The sequence below is a fragment of the Amycolatopsis sp. NPDC005003 genome, assembly GCF_053600695.1.
Map to the genome: position 1 here is coordinate 481,829 of NZ_JBSGAI010000001.1, position 17,982 is coordinate 499,810.

15 protein-coding genes are annotated in these 17,982 nt (G+C 71.3%); 8 read left to right on the plus strand and 7 right to left on the minus strand.

Annotation, left to right across the window (positions count from 1 at the left end; genetic code table 11):
* Positions 1-3,759: an ABC transporter ATP-binding protein gene (locus ACWED2_RS02330; RefSeq protein WP_449688605.1), complete on the plus strand. Its 3,759-nt coding sequence runs from the start codon at positions 1-3 to the stop codon at positions 3,757-3,759.
* A gap of 122 nt (positions 3,760-3,881) precedes the next feature.
* Positions 3,882-4,361, plus strand: coding sequence for a DUF4291 family protein (locus ACWED2_RS02335; protein WP_449688606.1), 480 nt, complete (start codon positions 3,882-3,884; stop codon positions 4,359-4,361).
* On the opposite strand, the gene ACWED2_RS02340 is transcribed toward ACWED2_RS02335, so the two are convergent.
* Positions 4,358-4,630, minus strand: a complete 273-nt coding sequence (locus tag ACWED2_RS02340; protein ID WP_449688607.1) for a hypothetical protein — start codon at positions 4,628-4,630, stop codon at positions 4,358-4,360. The two genes, ACWED2_RS02335 and ACWED2_RS02340, sit on opposite strands and share 4 nt — an antisense overlap.
* Before the next feature lie 258 nt (positions 4,631-4,888).
* Here ACWED2_RS02340 and ACWED2_RS02345 point away from each other — a divergent pair, with 258 nt between their 5' ends.
* Positions 4,889-8,584, plus strand: coding sequence for a multifunctional oxoglutarate decarboxylase/oxoglutarate dehydrogenase thiamine pyrophosphate-binding subunit/dihydrolipoyllysine-residue succinyltransferase subunit (locus tag ACWED2_RS02345; protein WP_449688608.1), 3,696 nt, complete (start codon positions 4,889-4,891; stop codon positions 8,582-8,584).
* Between the two features lie 53 nt (positions 8,585-8,637).
* Here ACWED2_RS02345 and ACWED2_RS02350 read toward each other — a convergent pair whose 3' ends face one another.
* On the minus strand, positions 8,638-9,339 hold the full coding sequence (locus ACWED2_RS02350; protein WP_449688609.1) for a hypothetical protein: 702 nt from the start codon (positions 9,337-9,339) through the stop codon (positions 8,638-8,640).
* Positions 9,340-9,547: 208 nt separating this feature from the next.
* On the opposite strand from ACWED2_RS02350, the gene ACWED2_RS02355 reads away from it, so the two are divergent.
* The 3 genes from ACWED2_RS02355 to ACWED2_RS02365 are packed head-to-tail and all read left to right on the plus strand — an operon-like array spanning position 9,548 to position 11,714.
* Complete coding sequence (locus ACWED2_RS02355; RefSeq protein ID WP_449688610.1) at positions 9,548-10,066, plus strand: GNAT family N-acetyltransferase; 519 nt, start codon at positions 9,548-9,550, stop codon at positions 10,064-10,066.
* Positions 10,067-10,079: 13 nt separating this feature from the next.
* Positions 10,080-11,060, plus strand: coding sequence for an LLM class flavin-dependent oxidoreductase (locus ACWED2_RS02360; protein WP_449688611.1), 981 nt, complete (start codon positions 10,080-10,082; stop codon positions 11,058-11,060).
* Between the two features lie 48 nt (positions 11,061-11,108).
* Positions 11,109-11,714 (plus strand): LysE family translocator, encoded by a 606-nt coding sequence (locus ACWED2_RS02365; RefSeq protein WP_449688612.1) that lies wholly within the window; start codon positions 11,109-11,111, stop codon positions 11,712-11,714.
* On the opposite strand, the gene ACWED2_RS02370 is transcribed toward ACWED2_RS02365, so the two are convergent.
* On the minus strand, positions 11,708-12,256 hold the full coding sequence (locus tag ACWED2_RS02370) for a TetR/AcrR family transcriptional regulator (protein ID WP_449688613.1): 549 nt from the start codon (positions 12,254-12,256) through the stop codon (positions 11,708-11,710). The two genes, ACWED2_RS02365 and ACWED2_RS02370, sit on opposite strands and share 7 nt — an antisense overlap.
* Before the next feature lie 74 nt (positions 12,257-12,330).
* Here ACWED2_RS02370 and ACWED2_RS02375 point away from each other — a divergent pair, with 74 nt between their 5' ends.
* A complete protein-coding gene (locus tag ACWED2_RS02375) occupies positions 12,331-13,071 on the plus strand; it encodes an SDR family oxidoreductase (RefSeq protein WP_449688614.1) in 741 nt (246 codons plus the stop codon).
* Here ACWED2_RS02375 and ACWED2_RS02380 read toward each other — a convergent pair.
* The 4 genes from ACWED2_RS02380 to ACWED2_RS02395 are packed head-to-tail and all read right to left on the minus strand — an operon-like array spanning position 13,068 to position 16,364.
* Entirely contained in the window at positions 13,068-13,940 is an 873-nt protein-coding gene (locus ACWED2_RS02380) for an ABC transporter substrate-binding protein (protein WP_449688616.1), read from the minus strand. The genes ACWED2_RS02375 and ACWED2_RS02380 overlap by 4 nt on opposite strands.
* A complete protein-coding gene (locus tag ACWED2_RS02385) occupies positions 13,937-14,620 on the minus strand; it encodes an ABC transporter permease (RefSeq protein ID WP_449688617.1) in 684 nt (227 codons plus the stop codon). The genes ACWED2_RS02380 and ACWED2_RS02385 overlap by 4 nt, the downstream gene beginning before the upstream one ends.
* Positions 14,617-15,282 (minus strand): ABC transporter permease, encoded by a 666-nt coding sequence (locus ACWED2_RS02390; RefSeq protein WP_449688618.1) that lies wholly within the window; start codon positions 15,280-15,282, stop codon positions 14,617-14,619. Before ACWED2_RS02390 ends, ACWED2_RS02385 begins: the two co-directional genes overlap by 4 nt.
* Positions 15,279-16,364 carry an ABC transporter ATP-binding protein gene (locus ACWED2_RS02395; RefSeq protein WP_449688619.1) on the minus strand — a complete coding sequence of 362 codons (1,086 nt, stop codon included), beginning with the start codon at positions 16,362-16,364 and terminating at the stop codon, positions 15,279-15,281. Before ACWED2_RS02395 ends, ACWED2_RS02390 begins: the two co-directional genes overlap by 4 nt.
* 92 nt (positions 16,365-16,456) lie before the next feature.
* Here ACWED2_RS02395 and ACWED2_RS02400 point away from each other — a divergent pair, with 92 nt between their 5' ends.
* Positions 16,457-17,869, plus strand: a complete 1,413-nt coding sequence (locus ACWED2_RS02400; protein WP_449688620.1) for a bis-aminopropyl spermidine synthase family protein — start codon at positions 16,457-16,459, stop codon at positions 17,867-17,869.
* The last annotated feature ends 113 nt before the right edge of the window (positions 17,870-17,982 follow it).

The window sequence follows — 17,982 nt, forward strand, 5'->3', positions numbered from 1 at the left end:
GTGACCGTCGCTCCGCCTCGCTCCCGTCAAGAGCTTCCACCCACCGAGACGGCCGGCTGGATCCGCCGGCTGTCGGCGGCGGCGTGGGAGCACCGCGTGCTCGTCGTGCTGTCGCTGCTCGCCGCCGCGGTCGGTGTCGGCGTGCAGGCCGCGAGCCCGCTGCTGGTGCGCACGGCGGTGGACGACGCGGTGGCCGGGCAGACCGGCGGCCTGCCCGGGATCGCCGTCTTCCTGGTCGTGCTGCAGCTGGTCGCCTTCGGCACCGCGTTCGCGCGCCGCTACCTCGGCGGGAAGCTCGCCCTCGACGTGCAGCACGATCTGCGCCAGCGCGTCTTCAGCGCGGTTTCGCGGCTGGACGGCGGCAAGCAGGACGCCCTGCGCACCGGCCAGGTCGCCTCGCGCGCGATCTCCGACCTGCAGCTGGTGACCGGGATCCTGATGCAGGTCCCGCTGTCGTTCGGCTCGGTGGTCTTCGCGCTGCTGTCGTTCGTCGCGATGCTGTGGCTGTCTCCGGTGCTGACGTTGATCGCGCTGGTCGTCACGCCCGCGGTCGGCGTCATCGTGGCGCGCAGCCGCAAGCGCCTGTTCCCGGCCACGTGGTCGGCGCAGCAGCGCGCGGCGGACGTCGCCCAGCAGGTCGAGGAGACCGTCACCGGCGTTCGGGTGGTCAAGGGCTTCGGCCAGGAGGCGCGCGAAGTCTCGAAGCTGGAAGCGACCGCGCGCAAGCTGTTCGGGGAGCGGCTTCGCGCGGCGAAGCTCTCGGCGGTCCCGACGGCGACCACCGCCGCCCTGCCGGCCGCCGGCCAGGTCGCCGTGCTCGGCATCGGCGGCGTCCTCGCGCTGAACGGGTCGATCACGCTCGGCACCTTCCTGGCCTTCGCCACCTACCTCGCGACGCTGATCGGCCCGGCCCGGATGCTCTCCGGCCTGGTGGTGCAGGCGCAGCTGACGCGCGCCGGCGCCGAGCGGGTGTACGAGCTGATCGACGCGCAGCCGGAGGTCGTCGACGCGCCGGACGCGCGGCCGCTGCCGGAGGGCCCGCTGGGCGTGGAGCTCGACGCCGTCCGGTTCGGTTACACCCGCAGCGAGCCGGTGCTGGACGGGCTGTCGGTCACCGCGCGCCCGGGTGAGACCCTCGCGCTGGTCGGCACCGCGGGCTCGGGGAAGTCGACGATCTCCCTGCTGCTGCCGCGCTTCTACGACGTGCACGAGGGCGCGGTGCGGGTCGGCGGGCTCGACGTCCGTGACGTGCCGCTGCGGCAGTTGCGGCAGGCGATCGGCGTGGTGTTCGAAGAGGCGTTCCTGTTCTCCTCGTCGATCCGGGAGAACATCGCCTACGGCCGTCCGGACGCGACCGAAGAGGAGATCGTCGCGGCGGCCAGTGCCGCGGAGGCGGACGGCTTCATCCGCGCCCTGCCGGAGGGCTACGACACGCTGGTCGGCGAGCGCGGGCTGACGCTCTCGGGCGGGCAGCGGCAGCGGCTCGGGCTGGCCAGGGCGCTGATCACCGACCCGAGGATCCTCGTCCTCGACGACGCGACCTCGGCCATCGACACCGTCACCGAGGCGGCGATCCACGACACGTTGCGGTCGGTGACCGCGGCTCGGACCACCCTGCTGATCGCCCACCGGCGCTCCACGCTGGCCCTGGCCGACCGGATCGCGGTGCTCGACGAGGGCCGCGTCGTCGACGTCGGCACCGAGGCCGAGCTGATGGCGCGCTGCCCGCTGTTCCGCGAGCTGGTGGCCGGTCCGGGTGACGACGTCGAGGAGAAGCACCGCTGCGAGGGCCTGGACTGCGGGCCGGGCGGGGTGACGCCTTCGCTGTGGCCTCGCGACGAGCGACAGGACGAGGTCGATGCCCTGGCCGAAGCCGCGCGGATGCGCAGCGGCAATCCGAACAGCAGCGGGTTCGTCGGCGGGGGCCCCGGCGGGGGTGGCGGCCTCGACGTGCCGCCGACGCCGGAGCTGATCGAGGGTGTGCGCAAGCTCCCGCCGTCCGTCGACGAGCCGCGGCTGCCCGGGGTGGACGTCACCGCGCCCGATCCGAAGTTCCGGCTGGCCGGGCTGCTGCGGCCGGTCCGCTGGCCACTGGCCGTGGTGATCGCGCTGGTGGCGGCGGACGCGCTGGCGTCGATCGCGCTGCCGGGGCTCTACCAGTTCGGCGTCGACCACGGCGTCCGCGCGGGCGTCGAGTGGCTGATCTGGCTGGCCGCCGGCATCGGCGCCGCGGTGATCGCGGCCGACTGGCTGGTGGTCTTCGCGCAGACGCGGCTGACCTCACGAGTGGGTGAGACGGTCCTGTACGCGTTGCGCGTCCGCAGCTACGCGCACCTGCAGCGGCTCGGGCTCGACTACTACGAGCGGGAGCTGTCCGGGAAGATCATGACCCGGATGACGACGGACGTCGACGCGCTCTCGACGTTCCTCCAGACCGGGCTGGCCACCGCGGTGGTCAGCGCGCTGACGCTGGCCGGGATCACGGCCGCGCTGCTGGTCACCGACGCCGGGCTGGCGCTGTACGCGCTGGCGATGGTGCCGGTGCTGGCGGTGGCCACGGTGATCTTCCGGCGATCGGCGTCGAAGGCGTACAACGAGGCCCGCGAGCGGGTCAGCGTCGTGAACGCGGACATGCAGGAGAACGTCAGCGGGCTGCGCGTGGCGCAGGCGTACACGCGTGAAGACCGCTCCGCGGAGGCGTTCGCTTCGCGCAGTGACGACTACCGCCGCTCGCGGCTGCGCGCCCAGCGGTACGTGGCGACGTACTTCCCGCTGGTGGCGCTGCTGTCGGACCTGGCGACCACGACGGTGCTGGTGGTGGGCGCGGGCCGCGTCTCGGCGGGCACGCTGTCGGCCGGGGTGCTGCTGGCGTTCCTGCTGTACCTGCAGCAGTTCTTCTCGCCGATCCAGCAGCTGTCGGCGGTGTTCGACGGCTACCAGCAGGCGAGCGTCGGCCTGAACCGGATCGGCGACCTGCTGCGCACGCCGACGTCGGTCCCGGCGGCGGAGAACCCGGTGGCGGTGCCGTCCCGGCTGCGCGGCGAAGTGTCGTTCAAGGAGGTCGATTTCTCCTACGCCGGTGCCGAGACCCCGGCGCTGGCGGAGTTCTCGCTGGACGTCGCGGCCGGCGAGACGATCGCGCTGGTCGGCGCGACCGGGGCCGGGAAGTCGACGGCGGTGAAGCTGGTGGCGCGCTACTACGACGTCACCGGCGGCGAGGTCCGGATCGACGGCACGGACGTCCGCGAGTTCGAGCTGGCCGGCCTGCGGCGCCGGATGGGCGTGGTGCCGCAGGAGGCGCACCTGTTCTCGGGCACGGTGGCCGACAACGTCCGCTACGGGCGCCCGTCGGCGACCGACGCCGAGGTCGAGGCGGCGGTCCGCGCGGTGGGCGCGCTCGACGGCGTCGCGGCCCTGCCGGCGGGCTTCCTGCAGCCGGTGGGCGAGCGCGGCCGCTCGCTGTCGGCGGGCCAGCGCCAGCTGGTGGCCCTGGCCCGGGCGGAGCTGGTCGATCCCGACGTTCTCCTCCTCGACGAAGCCACCGCGGCACTGGACCCCTCGACGGAGGCGGCGGTCCTCCGCGCCACGGAGACGGTCGCCCGCCGCCGCACGACGTTCGTGGTCGCCCACCGCCTGGCCACCGCGGCCCGCGCCGACCGCATCGTGGTCCTGGACCACGGCCGCATCGTCGAAACCGGAACCCACGCCGAGCTCCTGGCCGCCAACGGCCCCTACGCCCGCCTCTGGTCCCTCGGCTGAGTCCGTAACTCGCGTGATCAGGCCCGTAACTCGCGTGATTGAAGCCGGATCTCACGAGTTACGGCTTCAATCACGCGAGTTCCGCCTCCAATCACGCGGGATACGGGTGGGAACCTGGGAGGATGGCGGGCATGTTCGAGGAGAAGCGGGTGCCAGACCGGCAGGTCCGGGCGGCGCAGGCGGGGAACACCGTCCGGGTCTACCTGACCTGCTCGCCCGCCGTCGCCGACGCCGCGCTCGAGAAGCAGGCCTTCGTGCGGGGCGAGACCCTGGAGTTCACGCCGTCGTTCCGGCTCGCGGCCCACGACAGCGACAACGGGCGCAAGCCCGGCCACGAGCGCGTCCTGGCCGTCGACCTCACCCGTGAAGGCTTCGAGCGAGCCCTCCGGGGGCACGTCGAGTGGGTGCCGGAGCGAGATCTCGACCACACACCGCTGAACTTCCAGGCGATCCGGATCGTCGGCGAGCTCCCCGACGAGTGGATCACCGGCATCACCGACGTCACACCGGTGATCCGCGACATAGCCGGGCTGCTGGCCACCGATCAGCTGCACCTGGCGGTCAAGCTCGTCCCCCACGAACCGCCGTACGAGCTCGGCTAAGGCAGTGCGCGCCACCTCAGCGCACCCATCCCGGCCGCCTCGACGTCGGGCCGCGACGCCCAGCGGACCGTCCCCGGCCGGACGTGGATCCCGGCCCCGACCAGCCAGTCCGGCTCGTCGGGCTCGACCCACGCCATCTCCTCGAAGTCGGCCGGCGTCGGCCAGACGGCGGAGCACGAATCACACCGCAGCACGACCGTGCCGGACTCCGTCACCAGCGGCCGCACCAGGCCCTGGTCCCAGAACGAAGGACATTCGACCAGCCACATCGCCCCAGCAGAACCCACCGCGGTGAACGCGCGCGGGACAAGAAGAGAAGCCGGGCGAAAGAGCCCGGGAACCCTGTACCCGGTCCAGTGCTTAAGGTTCCCTTAGCACATCTTGATCGAGTCAGTGACCGATACCCTAGTGCGCCACGCCTCACACAGGCCGGTTCCATCACATCGCGGTCACCGAGGGGGTTAGCCTGGTAGGCGCATCAGCGGATTCAAGATCGAGATCGAGACGGATAGAGGCGAGCCCCAGCCGTGTCCAGCAGCAGCCCTGCGTCACAGTTCGGCCCCAATGAGTGGCTGGTCGAAGAGATGTACGACCAGTTCCTCGCCGACCCTTCCTCAGTCGATGCCGCATGGCACGACTTCTTCGCGGACTTCAAGCCGACGCAGAGCGCGCAGGCCAAGGCGGACACCGCCCGGCAGCAGGCCGACGCCAAGCCCGCCACCAACGGCCAGGCCGCGCAGCCGTCGGCCAAGGCCGTGCAGAACGCGGAGTCGGCGGCCAAGCAGGCCGCGCCCGCCAAGCCGGCCCCCAAGGCCGAGCCGAAGGCGGCCCCGAAGCCGGCGGCCGCGAAGGCCGAGCCCAAGGCCGAGGCGAAGAAGGAAGAGCCGGAGTCGAAGCAGCTGCGCGGCGCCGCGGCGGCCATCGCCAAGAACATGGACGCCTCGCTGAGCGTCCCCACCGCGACCAGCGTGCGCGCGGTCCCGGCGAAGCTGATGGCGGACAACCGCATCGTCATCAACAACCACCTCAAGCGCACCCGCGGCGGCAAGATCTCCTTCACGCACCTCATCGGCTACGCCATGGTGCGGGCGCTGAAGGACTACCCGAACATGAACCGGCACTACCAGCAGATCGACGGGAAGCCGTTCGCGATCACGCCGGAGCACGTCAACTTCGGGCTCGCCATCGACATGAAGGGCAAGGACGGGTCCCGCAACCTCGTCGTGGCCTCGGTCAAGAACGTCGAGGACATGACGTTCCTGCAGTTCTGGCAGGCCTACGAGGACATCGTCAAGAAGGCCCGCAACAACAAGCTGACGGCCGACGACTTCTCCGGCACCACGATCTCGCTGACCAACCCGGGCGGCATCGGCACCAACCACTCGGTGCCGCGCCTGCAGGCCGGCCAGGGCGCCATCATCGGCGTCGGCGCCATGCAGTACCCGGCGGCCTTCGAGGGCACCAGCGAGAAGACCCTGGTCGACCTCGGCATCAGCAAGATCATGACGCTGACCTCGACCTACGACCACCGCATCATCCAGGGCGCGGAGTCGGGCGAGTTCCTCAAGCGCATCCACCAGCTGCTGCTCGGCGAGGACGGCTTCTACGACGACGTCTTCACCAGCCTGCGCCTGCCGTACGAGCCGATCCGCTGGGTCGCCGACATCCCGGACGGCCCGGTCGACAAGACCGCCCGCGTGATCGAGCTGATCGACGCGTTCCGGATGCGCGGCCACCTGATGGCCGACACCGACCCGCTGAACTACCGCCAGCGCAGCCACGCGGACCTGGACGTCCTGTCCCACGGTCTCACCCTCTGGGACCTCGACCGCGAGTTCCCGGTCGGCGGCTTCGCCGGCCAGGAGCGGATGAAGCTGCGCGACATCCTGGGCGTGCTGCGCAACTCGTACTGCCGCACGGTCGGCATCGAGTACACCCACATCCTCGACCCCGAGGAGCGCCGCTGGATTCAGGAGCGCGTCGAGATCCCGCACGAGAAGCCGGACCCCGCGGTCCAGAAGTACGTGCTCTCGAAGCTGAACGCCGCCGAGGCGTTCGAGACGTTCCTGCAGACCAAGTACGTCGGCCAGAAGCGGTTCTCGCTGGAGGGCGGCGAGACGGCGATCCCGCTGCTCGACACGCTGCTGGACAAGGCCGCCGAGCACGAGCTCGACGAGGTCGTCATCGGCATGCCGCACCGCGGCCGGCTGAACGTGCTGGCCAACATCGTCGGCAAGCCGATCAGCCAGATCTTCCAGGAGTTCGAGGGCAACCTCGACCCGGGCCAGGCGCACGGCTCCGGTGACGTGAAGTACCACCTCGGCGCCGAGGGCAAGTACTTCCGGATGTTCGGCGACGGCGAGACGAAGGTGTCGCTGACGGCGAACCCGTCGCACCTCGAGACCGTGGACCCGGTGCTCGAGGGCATCGTCCGCGCGAAGCAGGACCTCCTGGACAAGGGCGGCGAGGGCTACACCGTGCTGCCGGTCCTGATGCACGGCGACGCGGCCTTCGCGGGCCAGGGCGTCGTGGCCGAGACGCTGAACCTGGCGCTGCTGCGCGGCTACCGCACCGGCGGCACCGTGCACGTCATCGTCAACAACCAGGTCGGCTTCACGACCGCGCCGGAGCACTCGCGCTCGTCGCAGTACGCCACCGACGTCGCGAAGATGATCGGTTCGCCGATCTTCCACGTGAACGGTGACGACCCGGAAGCCGCGCACTGGGTGGCCAAGCTGGCCGTCGAGTACCGGCAGGCGTTCCACAAGGACGTCGTCATCGACCTGATCTGCTACCGCCGCCGCGGCCACAACGAGGGCGACGACCCGTCGATGACCCAGCCGGCGATGTACGACATCATCGACACCAAGCGCTCGGTCCGGAAGACCTACACCGAGTCGCTGATCGGCCGCGGCGACATCTCCGTCGAGGAGGCCGAGGCGGCGCTGCGCGACTTCTCGAGCCAGCTGGAGCACGTCTTCAACGAGGTCCGCGAGCTGGAGAAGCACCCGGCGAAGGCCAGCCCCTCCGTCGAGGAGGAGCAGCAGGTCCCGGCCAAGGTGAAGACGTCGGTGAGCAACGAGGTCATCGAGCGCATCGGCGACGCGTTCGTCCAGGTGCCCGAGGGCTTCACGCCGCACCCGCGCGTCAAGCCGGTGATGGAGCGCCGCCACAAGATGTCCCGCGAAGGCGACATCGACTGGGCGTTCGGCGAGCTGCTGGCCTTCGGGTCGCTGGCGATGGAGGGCCGGCTGGTCCGGCTGTCCGGCCAGGACTCCCGCCGCGGCACGTTCACCCAGCGGCACTCGGTGTTCATCGACCGCAAGACCGGCCAGGAGTACGCGCCGCTGCAGAACCTGGCCGACGGCCAGGGCCGCGTGATGATCTACGACTCGGCGCTGTCGGAGTACGCGGCCGTCGGCTTCGAGTACGGCTACTCGGTGGCGAACTCCGAGGCGCTGGTGATGTGGGAAGCGCAGTTCGGCGACTTCGTCAACGGCGCCCAGACGGTCATCGACGAGTACATCTCCTCGGGCGAGGCCAAGTGGGGCCAGCGCTCGGACGTCGTGCTGCTGCTGCCGCACGGCCACGAGGGCCAGGGCCCGGACCACACGTCCGGCCGCATCGAGCGCTTCCTCTCGCTGTGCGCGGAGGGCTCGATGACGGTGGCGGTGCCGTCCACCCCGGCGAACTACTTCCACCTGCTGCGCCGCCACGCCCTCGACGGCATCCAGCGCCCGCTGGTGGTCTTCACGCCGAAGTCGATGCTGCGCAACAAGGCGGCGACGTCGGCGGTCGAGGACTTCACCGGCGAGAGCCGGTTCATGTCGGTCATCGACGACGTTACGCCGGACCCGTCGAAGATCCGCAAGGTGCTGCTGACCTCCGGGAAGCTGTACTGGGAGCTGGTGGCGGAGCGGGCGAAGCGCGAGGCCGACGACGTCGCGATCGTGCGGATCGAGCAGTACTACCCGCTGCCGAAGAAGAAGCTGCTGGCGGCGCTGGAGCGCTACACGAACGCGTCGCAGGTCGCGTGGGTCCAGGAGGAGCCGGAAAACCAGGGTGCGTGGCCGTTCTTCGGCCTGAACCTGCCCCGGAAGTTCCCGGAGGTGCTCTCGGGCCTGCAGGTCGTCTCGCGTCGTCCGATGGCGGCCCCGTCGGCGGGTTCGTCGAAGGTGCACGAGGTCGAGCAGAAGGCGCTGATCGCGAAGGCGTTCGACTGATCGCTTGAACGAAAAGGCCTCCCCACGGTTTGCCGTGGGGAGGCCTTTTTCGGCTATTCGAGGGACTCGGAAGCGGCCTTGGCCAGGCTGTGCGCGTTGCGGCGGCAGCGTTCGAGGTTGCGATCGGTGGTGTCGGCCGCGGTGACGACCACGGTCACGTCGACGTTGCCCTGGTAGAACCGCACCCCGCACTGCATCGCGCCGCTCTGGTCGTACTCGACGTCCGCCGCCTTGGTGGCCTTGCCGATCGTCTCGGTGATCGGCTTCGCGCCGCGGCTCACCTCGATCTCGTAACCCGCCTTCGCGTACCCGGGGCCTTCCCCCGAGCCGGGCCGGGTCGACTTCGCGAGGAACATCGACAGCGTGCCGGACGACGAGCCGGGCTTCGTCCACGAGCAGCTCAGCTGCGAAAGCTGGATCTTGTCGTCCGAGGTGCTCGCCGGCTCCGCGGGGCTGTCACTGGTCAACGGCGGCAGGTTGTTCATCCGGTTCCCGACCTCACTGCACCGCGGCAGCGAGGAGTACTTGTCGGGTTCGCCGGCCGGAGCGCTCGAGGTCGGCGAGGCCGTGGACGACCTGCGGTCCGCCGTCAGCAGGAAGAACGCGCCGACCCCCACCCCACCCAGCAGAAGAACCCCGACCACGACGAGCACGACGACGAGCGCGGTCTTCCCCCCGGACTTGGGCGGCGGATACCCGGGGTACTGCGGCGGCGGCTGGTACTGCGGATACGGGTACTGAGGTCCTTGCTGCACGAATCGGACACTAGGCCATTCGGGCTCGCTGAGCGGGCCGTTCACCCGAAATCGTCAGACCCCACGACTAGCCTGGGACATCGGGGGGCGCTCAGCGCGGGTCGCCGAAACTGTCGGTCCCCTCCGCCAGCGTTGAATCGGGGGCTGCTCGGAACCGGCGCGGAAACCCGATTGCCGTCCGCCGCCGGTTCGCGGCAAGGTAGCGATCATGCTGATCCGCCGCGAAACGCCCGCCGATCAGGCGGCGATCCACGCCGTCCACCGCGAAGCGTTCCGGCGCGAAGCCGGTGTCACCCCGGTCGAAGCGCCGCTCGTCGACGAGCTCCGTGCCGAAGGCGACCTGATCAACCCCCTCTCCCTGGTGGCGGTCCGCGACGGCGCCGTCGTCGGGCACGTCTGCTGCAGCCGGGCCCGCCTCGGCGACGACACGACCGCCGCCGTCGGGCTCGGCCCGCTCGGCGTGCTGCCCGCGCACCAGAAGAGCGGCGTCGGCTCCGCGCTGGTGCACGCCGTGCTCGGCGCGGCGGACGCCCTCGGCCACGGCCTGGTCGTCCTGCTCGGCAATCCGGCCTACTACTCGCGGTTCGGGTTCGTCACGGCAGCAGACCTGGCGATCACCGCACCGGACCCGCAGTGGGGCCCGCACTTCCAGGCGCGGACGCTGGCTGCGTACCAACCCACCCAGGCGGGCGCCTTCGAGTACGCGCCCGCGTTCTCCCGGATCTGAACAGGAGCCGCGCGTGTACACACCGACCTCGTCCGTGGGTGTCCGGATCAACCGCGAGCAGCCGCCGGCCAAGCTGCGCGACCTCGCGCGCCAGGCCGAAGACGCGGGGCTCGACGAGCTCTGGCTGGTCGAGGACTGTTTCTGGGCGGCCGGCGTCGCCACGGTCGCCACGGCGCTGGCGGTGACGTCGACGATCAAGGTGGGCATCGGCGTGCTGCCGGCGGTGGCGCGCAACCCGGCGATCGCGGCGATGGAGGTCGCGGCGCTGGCCGAGCTGCACCCGGATCGCCTGATCGCCGGCTTCGGCCACGGCGTCGCGTCGTGGATGCGGCAGATCGGCGCGTACCCGGAGTCCCCGCTGGCGGCGCTGGAGGAGACGCTGCTGGCGGTCCGGCGGCTGCTGGCGGGCGAGCGCGTCTCGATGGACGGCCGCCACGTCCACCTGGAGGAGGTCGAGCTGGTGTTCCCGCCGGCCTCGCCGCCCCCGCTGGTGGCGGGCGTCCGCCGCCCGAAGTCCCTGGCGGTGGCGGGCGCGGCGGCGGACGGCACGATCCTGGCCGAGCCGGCCCCGCCGGAGTACGTCCGGACGGCGCTGGCGGGCATCGCCCCGGGCCGCGCGGCCGAGGGCGCGCCGCCCCACCACACGGTGGTGACCTACAACTGGCTGGCCCTGGGCGACCGCGAGCGGGCGCGCCGGACGGTGGCGGAGTCCCTCACGCCCGGATCGCGGGTGCAGGTGGAGGGCTTGCCGTTCGCCGGCGAGCTGCTGGCGCTGCTGGATTCGTCGTCCACAGTGGACGAGCTGGCCGCGGGCCTGCGCCCGGAGTGGATCGACCGGCTGGCGATCTGCGGCGAGCTCGACGAGTGCGCGGCGGCGGTCCGGGCGCTGCATTCGGCCGGCAGCGGTTCGGTGGTGCTGCTGCCACTGCCGGAGGAGCCCCCGGAGAAGGCCATCGAGGACGCAGCCCGCGTGGCGGCGGCCGTGCGCGGCTGACACCGAAAAGGAGTTCGCCCACCGAGGCAGGCGTGTCAGGATCGGCCCATGCCGGTCGACCCGCACCTCCTGCTGGCCTTCCTCGTCACCACCGCCGTCGCCATGGTGACTCCCGGGCCGGACATGCTCTTCATCCTCGGCTGCGGCATGCGCGGTGGCGCGAAAGCCGGCCTGCTCGCCACCGCCGGGGTCGCCACCAGCGAGGCCATCCACGTCGCCGTGGCCGCGGCCGGGCTGGCCGCGCTCTTCGCCGCCGTTCCGGTCGCCTTCACCGTCGTGCGGATCGCCGGCGCCGCCTACCTCATCCACCTCGGCGTGCAGGCCATCCGGAACCGCAAGCCGCTCGTCGAGCGGAAGAGCGACCGCGCCTACCTGTCCGGCCTGCTCACCAACCTGCTCAACCCCAAGATGGTCACCTTCACCATCGCCTTCCTGCCGCAGTTCGTCGACCCGGCGAAAGGCCACGTCTGGCTGCAGTTCGCCGTCCTGGGGGCGATCATGATCGTGTTCGAGTTCCTCGTCGACGGCACCGTCGGCGTGCTCGCCGGCCGCGTCGGCGGGTGGGTCCGCAAGAAGAAGAACCAGCGGCGGATCGAGGTCGCCACCGGTGGGATCTTCATCGGTCTGGGCCTCAAACTGGCCACCGATCACTGAGCGCGCAGGCCGTCGACGATCACCGCCACGAGCCGGGGCGCACGCGAATCCCAGTCCTCCTGAGCGATCCGGGACAGCGCCCCGAGCAGCAGGATGACGTCGGCGGCATCGACGCCGAGACGGATCTCCCCGGCCGCCTGTCCCCGCTCCAGCAGCGTTCCGAGCGCTTCGTCGAGCCGGTGGTGCTGGCGGGCGTAGAGGTCCTGCCACGCCGGCACCTCGATCGCCGCCATGACGCCGCGTTTGACGCGCGCGTACTCGACCAGCCTGTCCAGCCAGCGGGACAACGCGTCCAGCGGGGGGTGTTGCGCCAGCAGCGGCGCCACGGTGTCGACGAGCTGGGTCAGCTCGGCCCGGTACACCTCCGCCAGCAGGTGCTCGCGCGTCGGGAAGTGCCGGTAGAGCGTGCCCTGCCCGACGCCCGCGGCCTTGGCGACCCGGTGCAGCTTCAACTCATCGGCCACGCCGTTGGACTCGCTCAGCTCCGCCCGGGCGGCCTCGACGATCCGGTCGCGGTTGGCGACGGCATCCGAACGCGGCACGACGAGCTCCTCGCATAAGTGGACAATTGTCCGGTAAGCTTAAGCGGACAGTTGTCAGTTTAGCGGGAGGTGCCATGTCGAACGGACTGGACAAGGTCGTCGCCATCACGGGCGCGAGCAGCGGGATCGGCGAAGCGACGGCCGTGGAGCTGGCGAGCCGCGGCGCGGCCGTCGTGCTCGGCGCCCGGCGCACCGACCGGCTCGAAGTGCTCGCGCAGAAGATCCGGGACGGCGGCGGCCGAGCGGAGCTGCTGGACGTCGACGTGACCCGCCGGGCCGATCTCGAGCGGCTCGTCGCCCTCGCCGTCGACCGCTTCGGCCGCCTCGACGTCCTGGTGGCCAACGCCGGCGTCGCCCGGATCGCGCCGGTGAGCGCGCTCGACGTCGACGACTGGGACGCGATGATCGACGTCAACCTCCGCGGGGTGCTGCACGGGATCGCCGCCGCGCTGCCGGTGTTCCGCGCGCAGGGCCGCGGGCACTTCGTCGCGACCGTCTCGACGTCGGGGTTGAAGATCGTCCCGACCCAGGCCGTCTACGCGGGGACCAAGAACGCCGTGCGCACGCTGATGGAGGCGCTGCGGCAGGAGTCGACCGACGGCGTCCTGCGCACGACGGCCATCTCGCCGGGGTACGTGCGCACCGAGCTGGTCGACCACGTCGCGGACGCCGGGCAGCGCGAGCAGGCGCAGCAGGCGATGGCGGCGCTCGGCATCAGCCCGGACGCGGTGGCTCGGGCGATCGCGTTCGCCATCGAGCAGCCGGACGACGTCGAGATCGGCGACCTCACCATCCGCCCCACCCGGCAGGGTTAGGCCCGTGCGAGGAAGTCCTCCGCGATGTCCAGCGGATTGCGCTTCTCCTCCGTGAACTCCACGTTCAACCGCGTGAGTTCCGCGGTCGTCAGCGCCGCCGAAACCCGGTTCAGCGCCGCCACCTCGGCGGGTGACAGCGTCCCCTTCGCCACCAGTGGCACGATGTTCTGCGCCGGGAACATGTTCTTGTCGTCCACCAGCGGCACGAACCCGTTCGCCGCGATGGTGGACGACGTGCTGAACAGGTCCACCACCTGGACGTCGCCGGACTTCAAGGCCGCCACCGTCACCGGGCCGCCGGTGTCGGTGGTGCGGATCTCCTTGAATTCGCAGCCGTACAACGACTTGATCTTGTCCTTCCAGCGGCTGCTCCACTGGCCCGGCCCGCCGAACACCAGCTCGCCGCAGCGCTTCCCCAGGTCGGAGAACGTCTTGACGCCCGAAGAAGCCAGCTGCGGGCCGACCACGAGCAGGTCCTTGTCTTCGGCCGGCGCCTGGTCCAGGACCTCGAAGCCCGCCGGGATCTTCTGCCGAAGCTGCGCGTAGACGTCCTGCGACGTCGTCGCCGTGGTGTCCTTGTCGAAGTACCGCAACAGGTTCCCGCTGTAGTCCGGCACCACCGAAAGCGATTTGTCCTGCAGGGCCTTGACGACGACCTCGCGGCTGCCGACCGGCGGCCGCACGGTCACGTTCGAAGCACCGGCCTGCCGCAGCGCCCCGGCGTAGATCTGGGCCAGCAGCAGGCTTTCCCCGACGTCGGACGCGCCGATGATGATGTCCCCCGAGGTGCCGCCCTCGCCGCCGCCGGCCAACGGATTCCCGCAGCCGGCGGCCAGCGCCAGCACCAGGAGCAGGACCAGCCGCTTCACGCCGTCACCTTCTTCACGGCCGCCGCGAGCCGGACACCCCGGGGCACCAGCGCCCGGTTCAGCAGCGCGAAGAGCAGATCCAGGACGATCGCCAGCAACGTCGTCAGCAGCGCGCCCGCGATCACCTCGGCATAGTCCAAAATGGCCAGTCCGTCGAGCAGGAACCGGCCCAGGCCACCGAGTCCGACGTACGCGGCCACCGCGGCGGTCGCGACGAGCTGGAGCACGGCGTTGCGGATCCCGCCGAGCACGAGCGGCAGCGAGATCGGCACCTCGACCTGCCACAGCCGCTGCCAGCCGGTCATCCCGACCCCTTCGGCGGCGTCGACCACGCCGTGGTCGGTCGCCTGCAGGCCGGCGTACGTGCCGGCCAGGATCGGCGGCACGGCCAGCACGACGAGCCCGATGATCGTCGAGGTGACGCTCTCGGTGAAGAGCAGGAACAGGAACGTCACCAGGCCCAGCGTCGGCAGCGCCCGGATGGCGTTGCCGGCGCTCACCAGCGCGACGCCGCCGCGGCCGGTGTGGCCGACGAACAGCCCCAGCGGCACCGCGATGACCAGCGCGAGCACCAGTGACAACGCCGTGTAGCCGAGGTGTTCCAGCAGCCGCTGCGGGATGCCGTCGGGCCCGGACCAGTGCGCCGGGTCGCCGAACCAGTCGAAGAGATCGGTGATCATGCGGCCACCCGGGTCCACGGGGTCAGGAGGTTTCGCGCGCCCACCAGCACGAGGTCGACGACCAACGCCAGCAGCAGCGTCAGCACGATGCCGACCACGATCGGCGAGAAGTACTCGCGCTGGAAGCCGTCGGTGAACAGCACGCCGAGGCCGCCGGTGCCGATCAGCGCGCCGACGCTGACCAGGCTGATGTTGCTGACCGACGCGACCCGCACCCCGGCCGCCAGCACCGGCACCGAAAGCGGCAGCTCGACGGCGAAGAAGCGCCGCACCGGCTTGTACCCGACGGCGGTCGCGGCGGCGATCACCGGCGGCGGCACGGCGTCGAGCGCGTCGAGCACCGGCCGGACCAGCAGCGCGGTGGTGTAGATGGTCAGCGCGACGACGACGTTGGCGCTGTCCAGGATCTTCGTCCCGATCAGGCCGGGGATGACCACGAACAGCGCGAGCGACGGGATCGTGTAGAGCAGGTTGGCCAGCACCATCAGCACCTGCCGGGCGGGCGCCCACCGGTACCCGAGCCAGCCCGCCGCGATCGCCAGCACGATGCCGAGCACCAGCGGGAGCAGCGCCAGGTAGACGTGGTCGCCCAGATCACCCAGGATCTGGCCGCGGTTGTTCGCGCTGCCGAGGTACCGCCCGAGCTCGTCGAAGAAGCTCATGACGCCTGGGGCGTGCCCTCGATGACGTCCAGTACCTGCCGCGCGAGGACGGCGCCGAGCACCCGGTGTTCTTCGTCGACGACCACGCCGAGGCTGGCGGGCGAGGACAGCGCGGCGTCGAGCGCGCCGCGGATCGGGGTCCCCCGCACCCAGAGCGAACCGCCGGCCACCAGGTCGTCCTCGGCCAGCGCACCGTCCACAGTGGAGTTCGGCGGCAGCCAGCCGCGGGGCTGCTTCTCGGTGTTGACCGCGAGCCGCCAGCCGTCGCTCGCCGGCACGGCGGAGCCGATCTCGACCAGCTCCAGCTCCTTGACCTCGACACCTTCGGCGGAGAGGAACGACAGGCCGCGGTAGCCGCGGTCGCGGCCGACGAACGACGCGACGAAGTCGTCCACCGGGTGCCGCAGCACGTCGGCGGGCGTGCCGTACTGGGCCAGCTTGCCGCCGACCCGCATCACGGCCACCTTGTCGCCGAGCCGGACGGCCTCGTCGATGTCGTGGGTGACGAACACGATCGTCTTGCCCAGCTGCGACTGCAGCCGCAGCAGCTCGTTCTGCAGGTCCTCGCGCACGATCGGGTCGACCGCGGAGAACGGCTCGTCCATCAGCAGCACCGGTGAGTCGGCGGCGAGCGCGCGGGCGACACCGACGCGCTGCTGCTGCCCGCCCGAGAGCTGGGCCGGGTACCGCTTGCCGAGCTCGACCGGCAGGCCGATGATCTCCAGCAGCTCGGCGGCCCGCTTGCGCGCCTTCGCCTTGTCCCAGCCGGAAAGCAGCGGCACGGTGGCGATGTTGTCCAGCACCGTCCGATGTGGAAAGAGGCCGGCGTGCTGGATGACGTAGCCGATGCCGCGGCGCAGCAGCGCCGGGTCGCCCTCGGCGACGTCCTTGCCGTCGAGCAGCACCTGCCCGGCGGTCGGCTCGACCATCCGGTTGATCATCCGCAGCGACGTCGTCTTGCCGCAGCCGGACGGGCCGACGAACACGGTGATCGTGCCGTCCTCGACCGTCAGGTTCAGCTTGTCGACGGCGACCGTCCCATCCGGATACTGCTTGGTCACGTCGCGGAATTCGATGGTCACTGCCACTCCCCATGTCCCGGTGCGTTCGACCGTAGCCGAGTAGGCGGTGGTTGGCACGCTGTTCCGGCAGGTGGCCACTAGGCTCGGAGTCCGTGAAGGCCCTCGACGACGTCCTCGCCGCGCACGGTGTCGGCGTCCGCCCGCTGTACCGCGTCCTCGACCTGCTGCGCACCGGCGACCACGACCTCGGCGAGCTGGTCCGGCTGAGCACCGCCCCGCGCCGCAGCGTGGAGGCCGTCCTCGCCGCCCTCGGCGACGACCTGGACCGCAGCGGCGACCGCCTGCGCATCGCCCCCGGCGTCGCGGCGTCGTACCTGCAGTACCGCGCGCCGCGCTACGCCGACCCGCTCGAAGAAGCCGTCGCGGCGCACGAGCTGCTGCCGAAGGTCGCCGAGTGGGTGGCCGAGGTGCCGTCGCCGCTGGCCGCGCTGGACCACGTGCAGGCCACGCCGGAGACCGTGCTGCGCCGCGCGCTCTGGCTGGACGCCCAGTACGACCTCGCCTCGGCGCGCCTGCTGTTCCTCGGCGACCACGACCAGACGTCGCTGGCGGTGCGCGCGGTCTGCCCGTCGGCGGCGCTGACGGTCGTCGACCTCGACGAGCGGGTGCTGGCTTACCTGGACGACCGCGGCGGCCGCGAGATCCGGACCGTGCACGCGGACCTGCGCGTCGGCCTGCCACCGGCGCTGAGCGGCGGCTTCGACCTGGTGTTCAGCGATCCGCCGTACACACCCGAAGGGATGGGGTTGTTCGCGGCGCGCGGGGTGCAGGCGCTGCGCGAGCCGAGCGAGGGACGGCTGCTGCTGGCGTACGGCTACAGCCCGCGCCACCCGGCGCTGGGCGCGCAGGTGCAGCGCTCGCTGGCGACGCTCGGGCTGACGTTCGAGGCGATCCTGCCGGGCTTCAACCGGTACTTCGGCGCGCAGGCGATCGGCAGCGCGGCCGACCTGTACGTCTGCCAGCCGACGGCGAAGGCCAAGAAGATGCGCAGCGGCAAGGCGATCTACACGCACGGGCCGCAGTCGGTGGAGGCGGCCGGCACGAAACCGGCGCTGCTGGAGAAGCTGAAGGAGATCGCGGGCGCGGGCGGCCTCGCGCTGGAGTCGCGGCCGGTGGACTGGTCGATCTCCGGCCCCGAGGGTGACGCGATCGCGATGGACCTCTCGGCCGACCCGGGCCCGTGGCTGCTGCGGACGCTGCTGGGCACGAACGCCCGGCGCCTGGCTCTCCTGCTCCCGAACGCCCACCCGGACCTGGCCGACCAGGTCTCCCAAGAAGCGCTGGCGTCACTCGTCCGGGGGAAGTACGCGCTGCGGTACCTGCGGAGCACCCCGGACAACCGGCACGCCGTGGTGGTCGCGGAAGCGGTGGAGCACCAGGACGAGATCCTCACCCGCGCCCACGCCCGCCTGGCGAACGTCTCCCTCGACGTCCCCGAGGACCTGACGGACCTCCGCCTGGTCGACGTCCCTCGCCACCGCCTCGCCGAACTCCTGCGTTCGTGAGCCTGCCGCGGCTGTCGTGAGTGGTAATTAGGGCCGACGAGCGTTCGGCGGAGGTCGAGGCGACGTACGGCAACCCCGGCGTCGACCTGGAAGCCCTCCAGTCCACAGTGGAC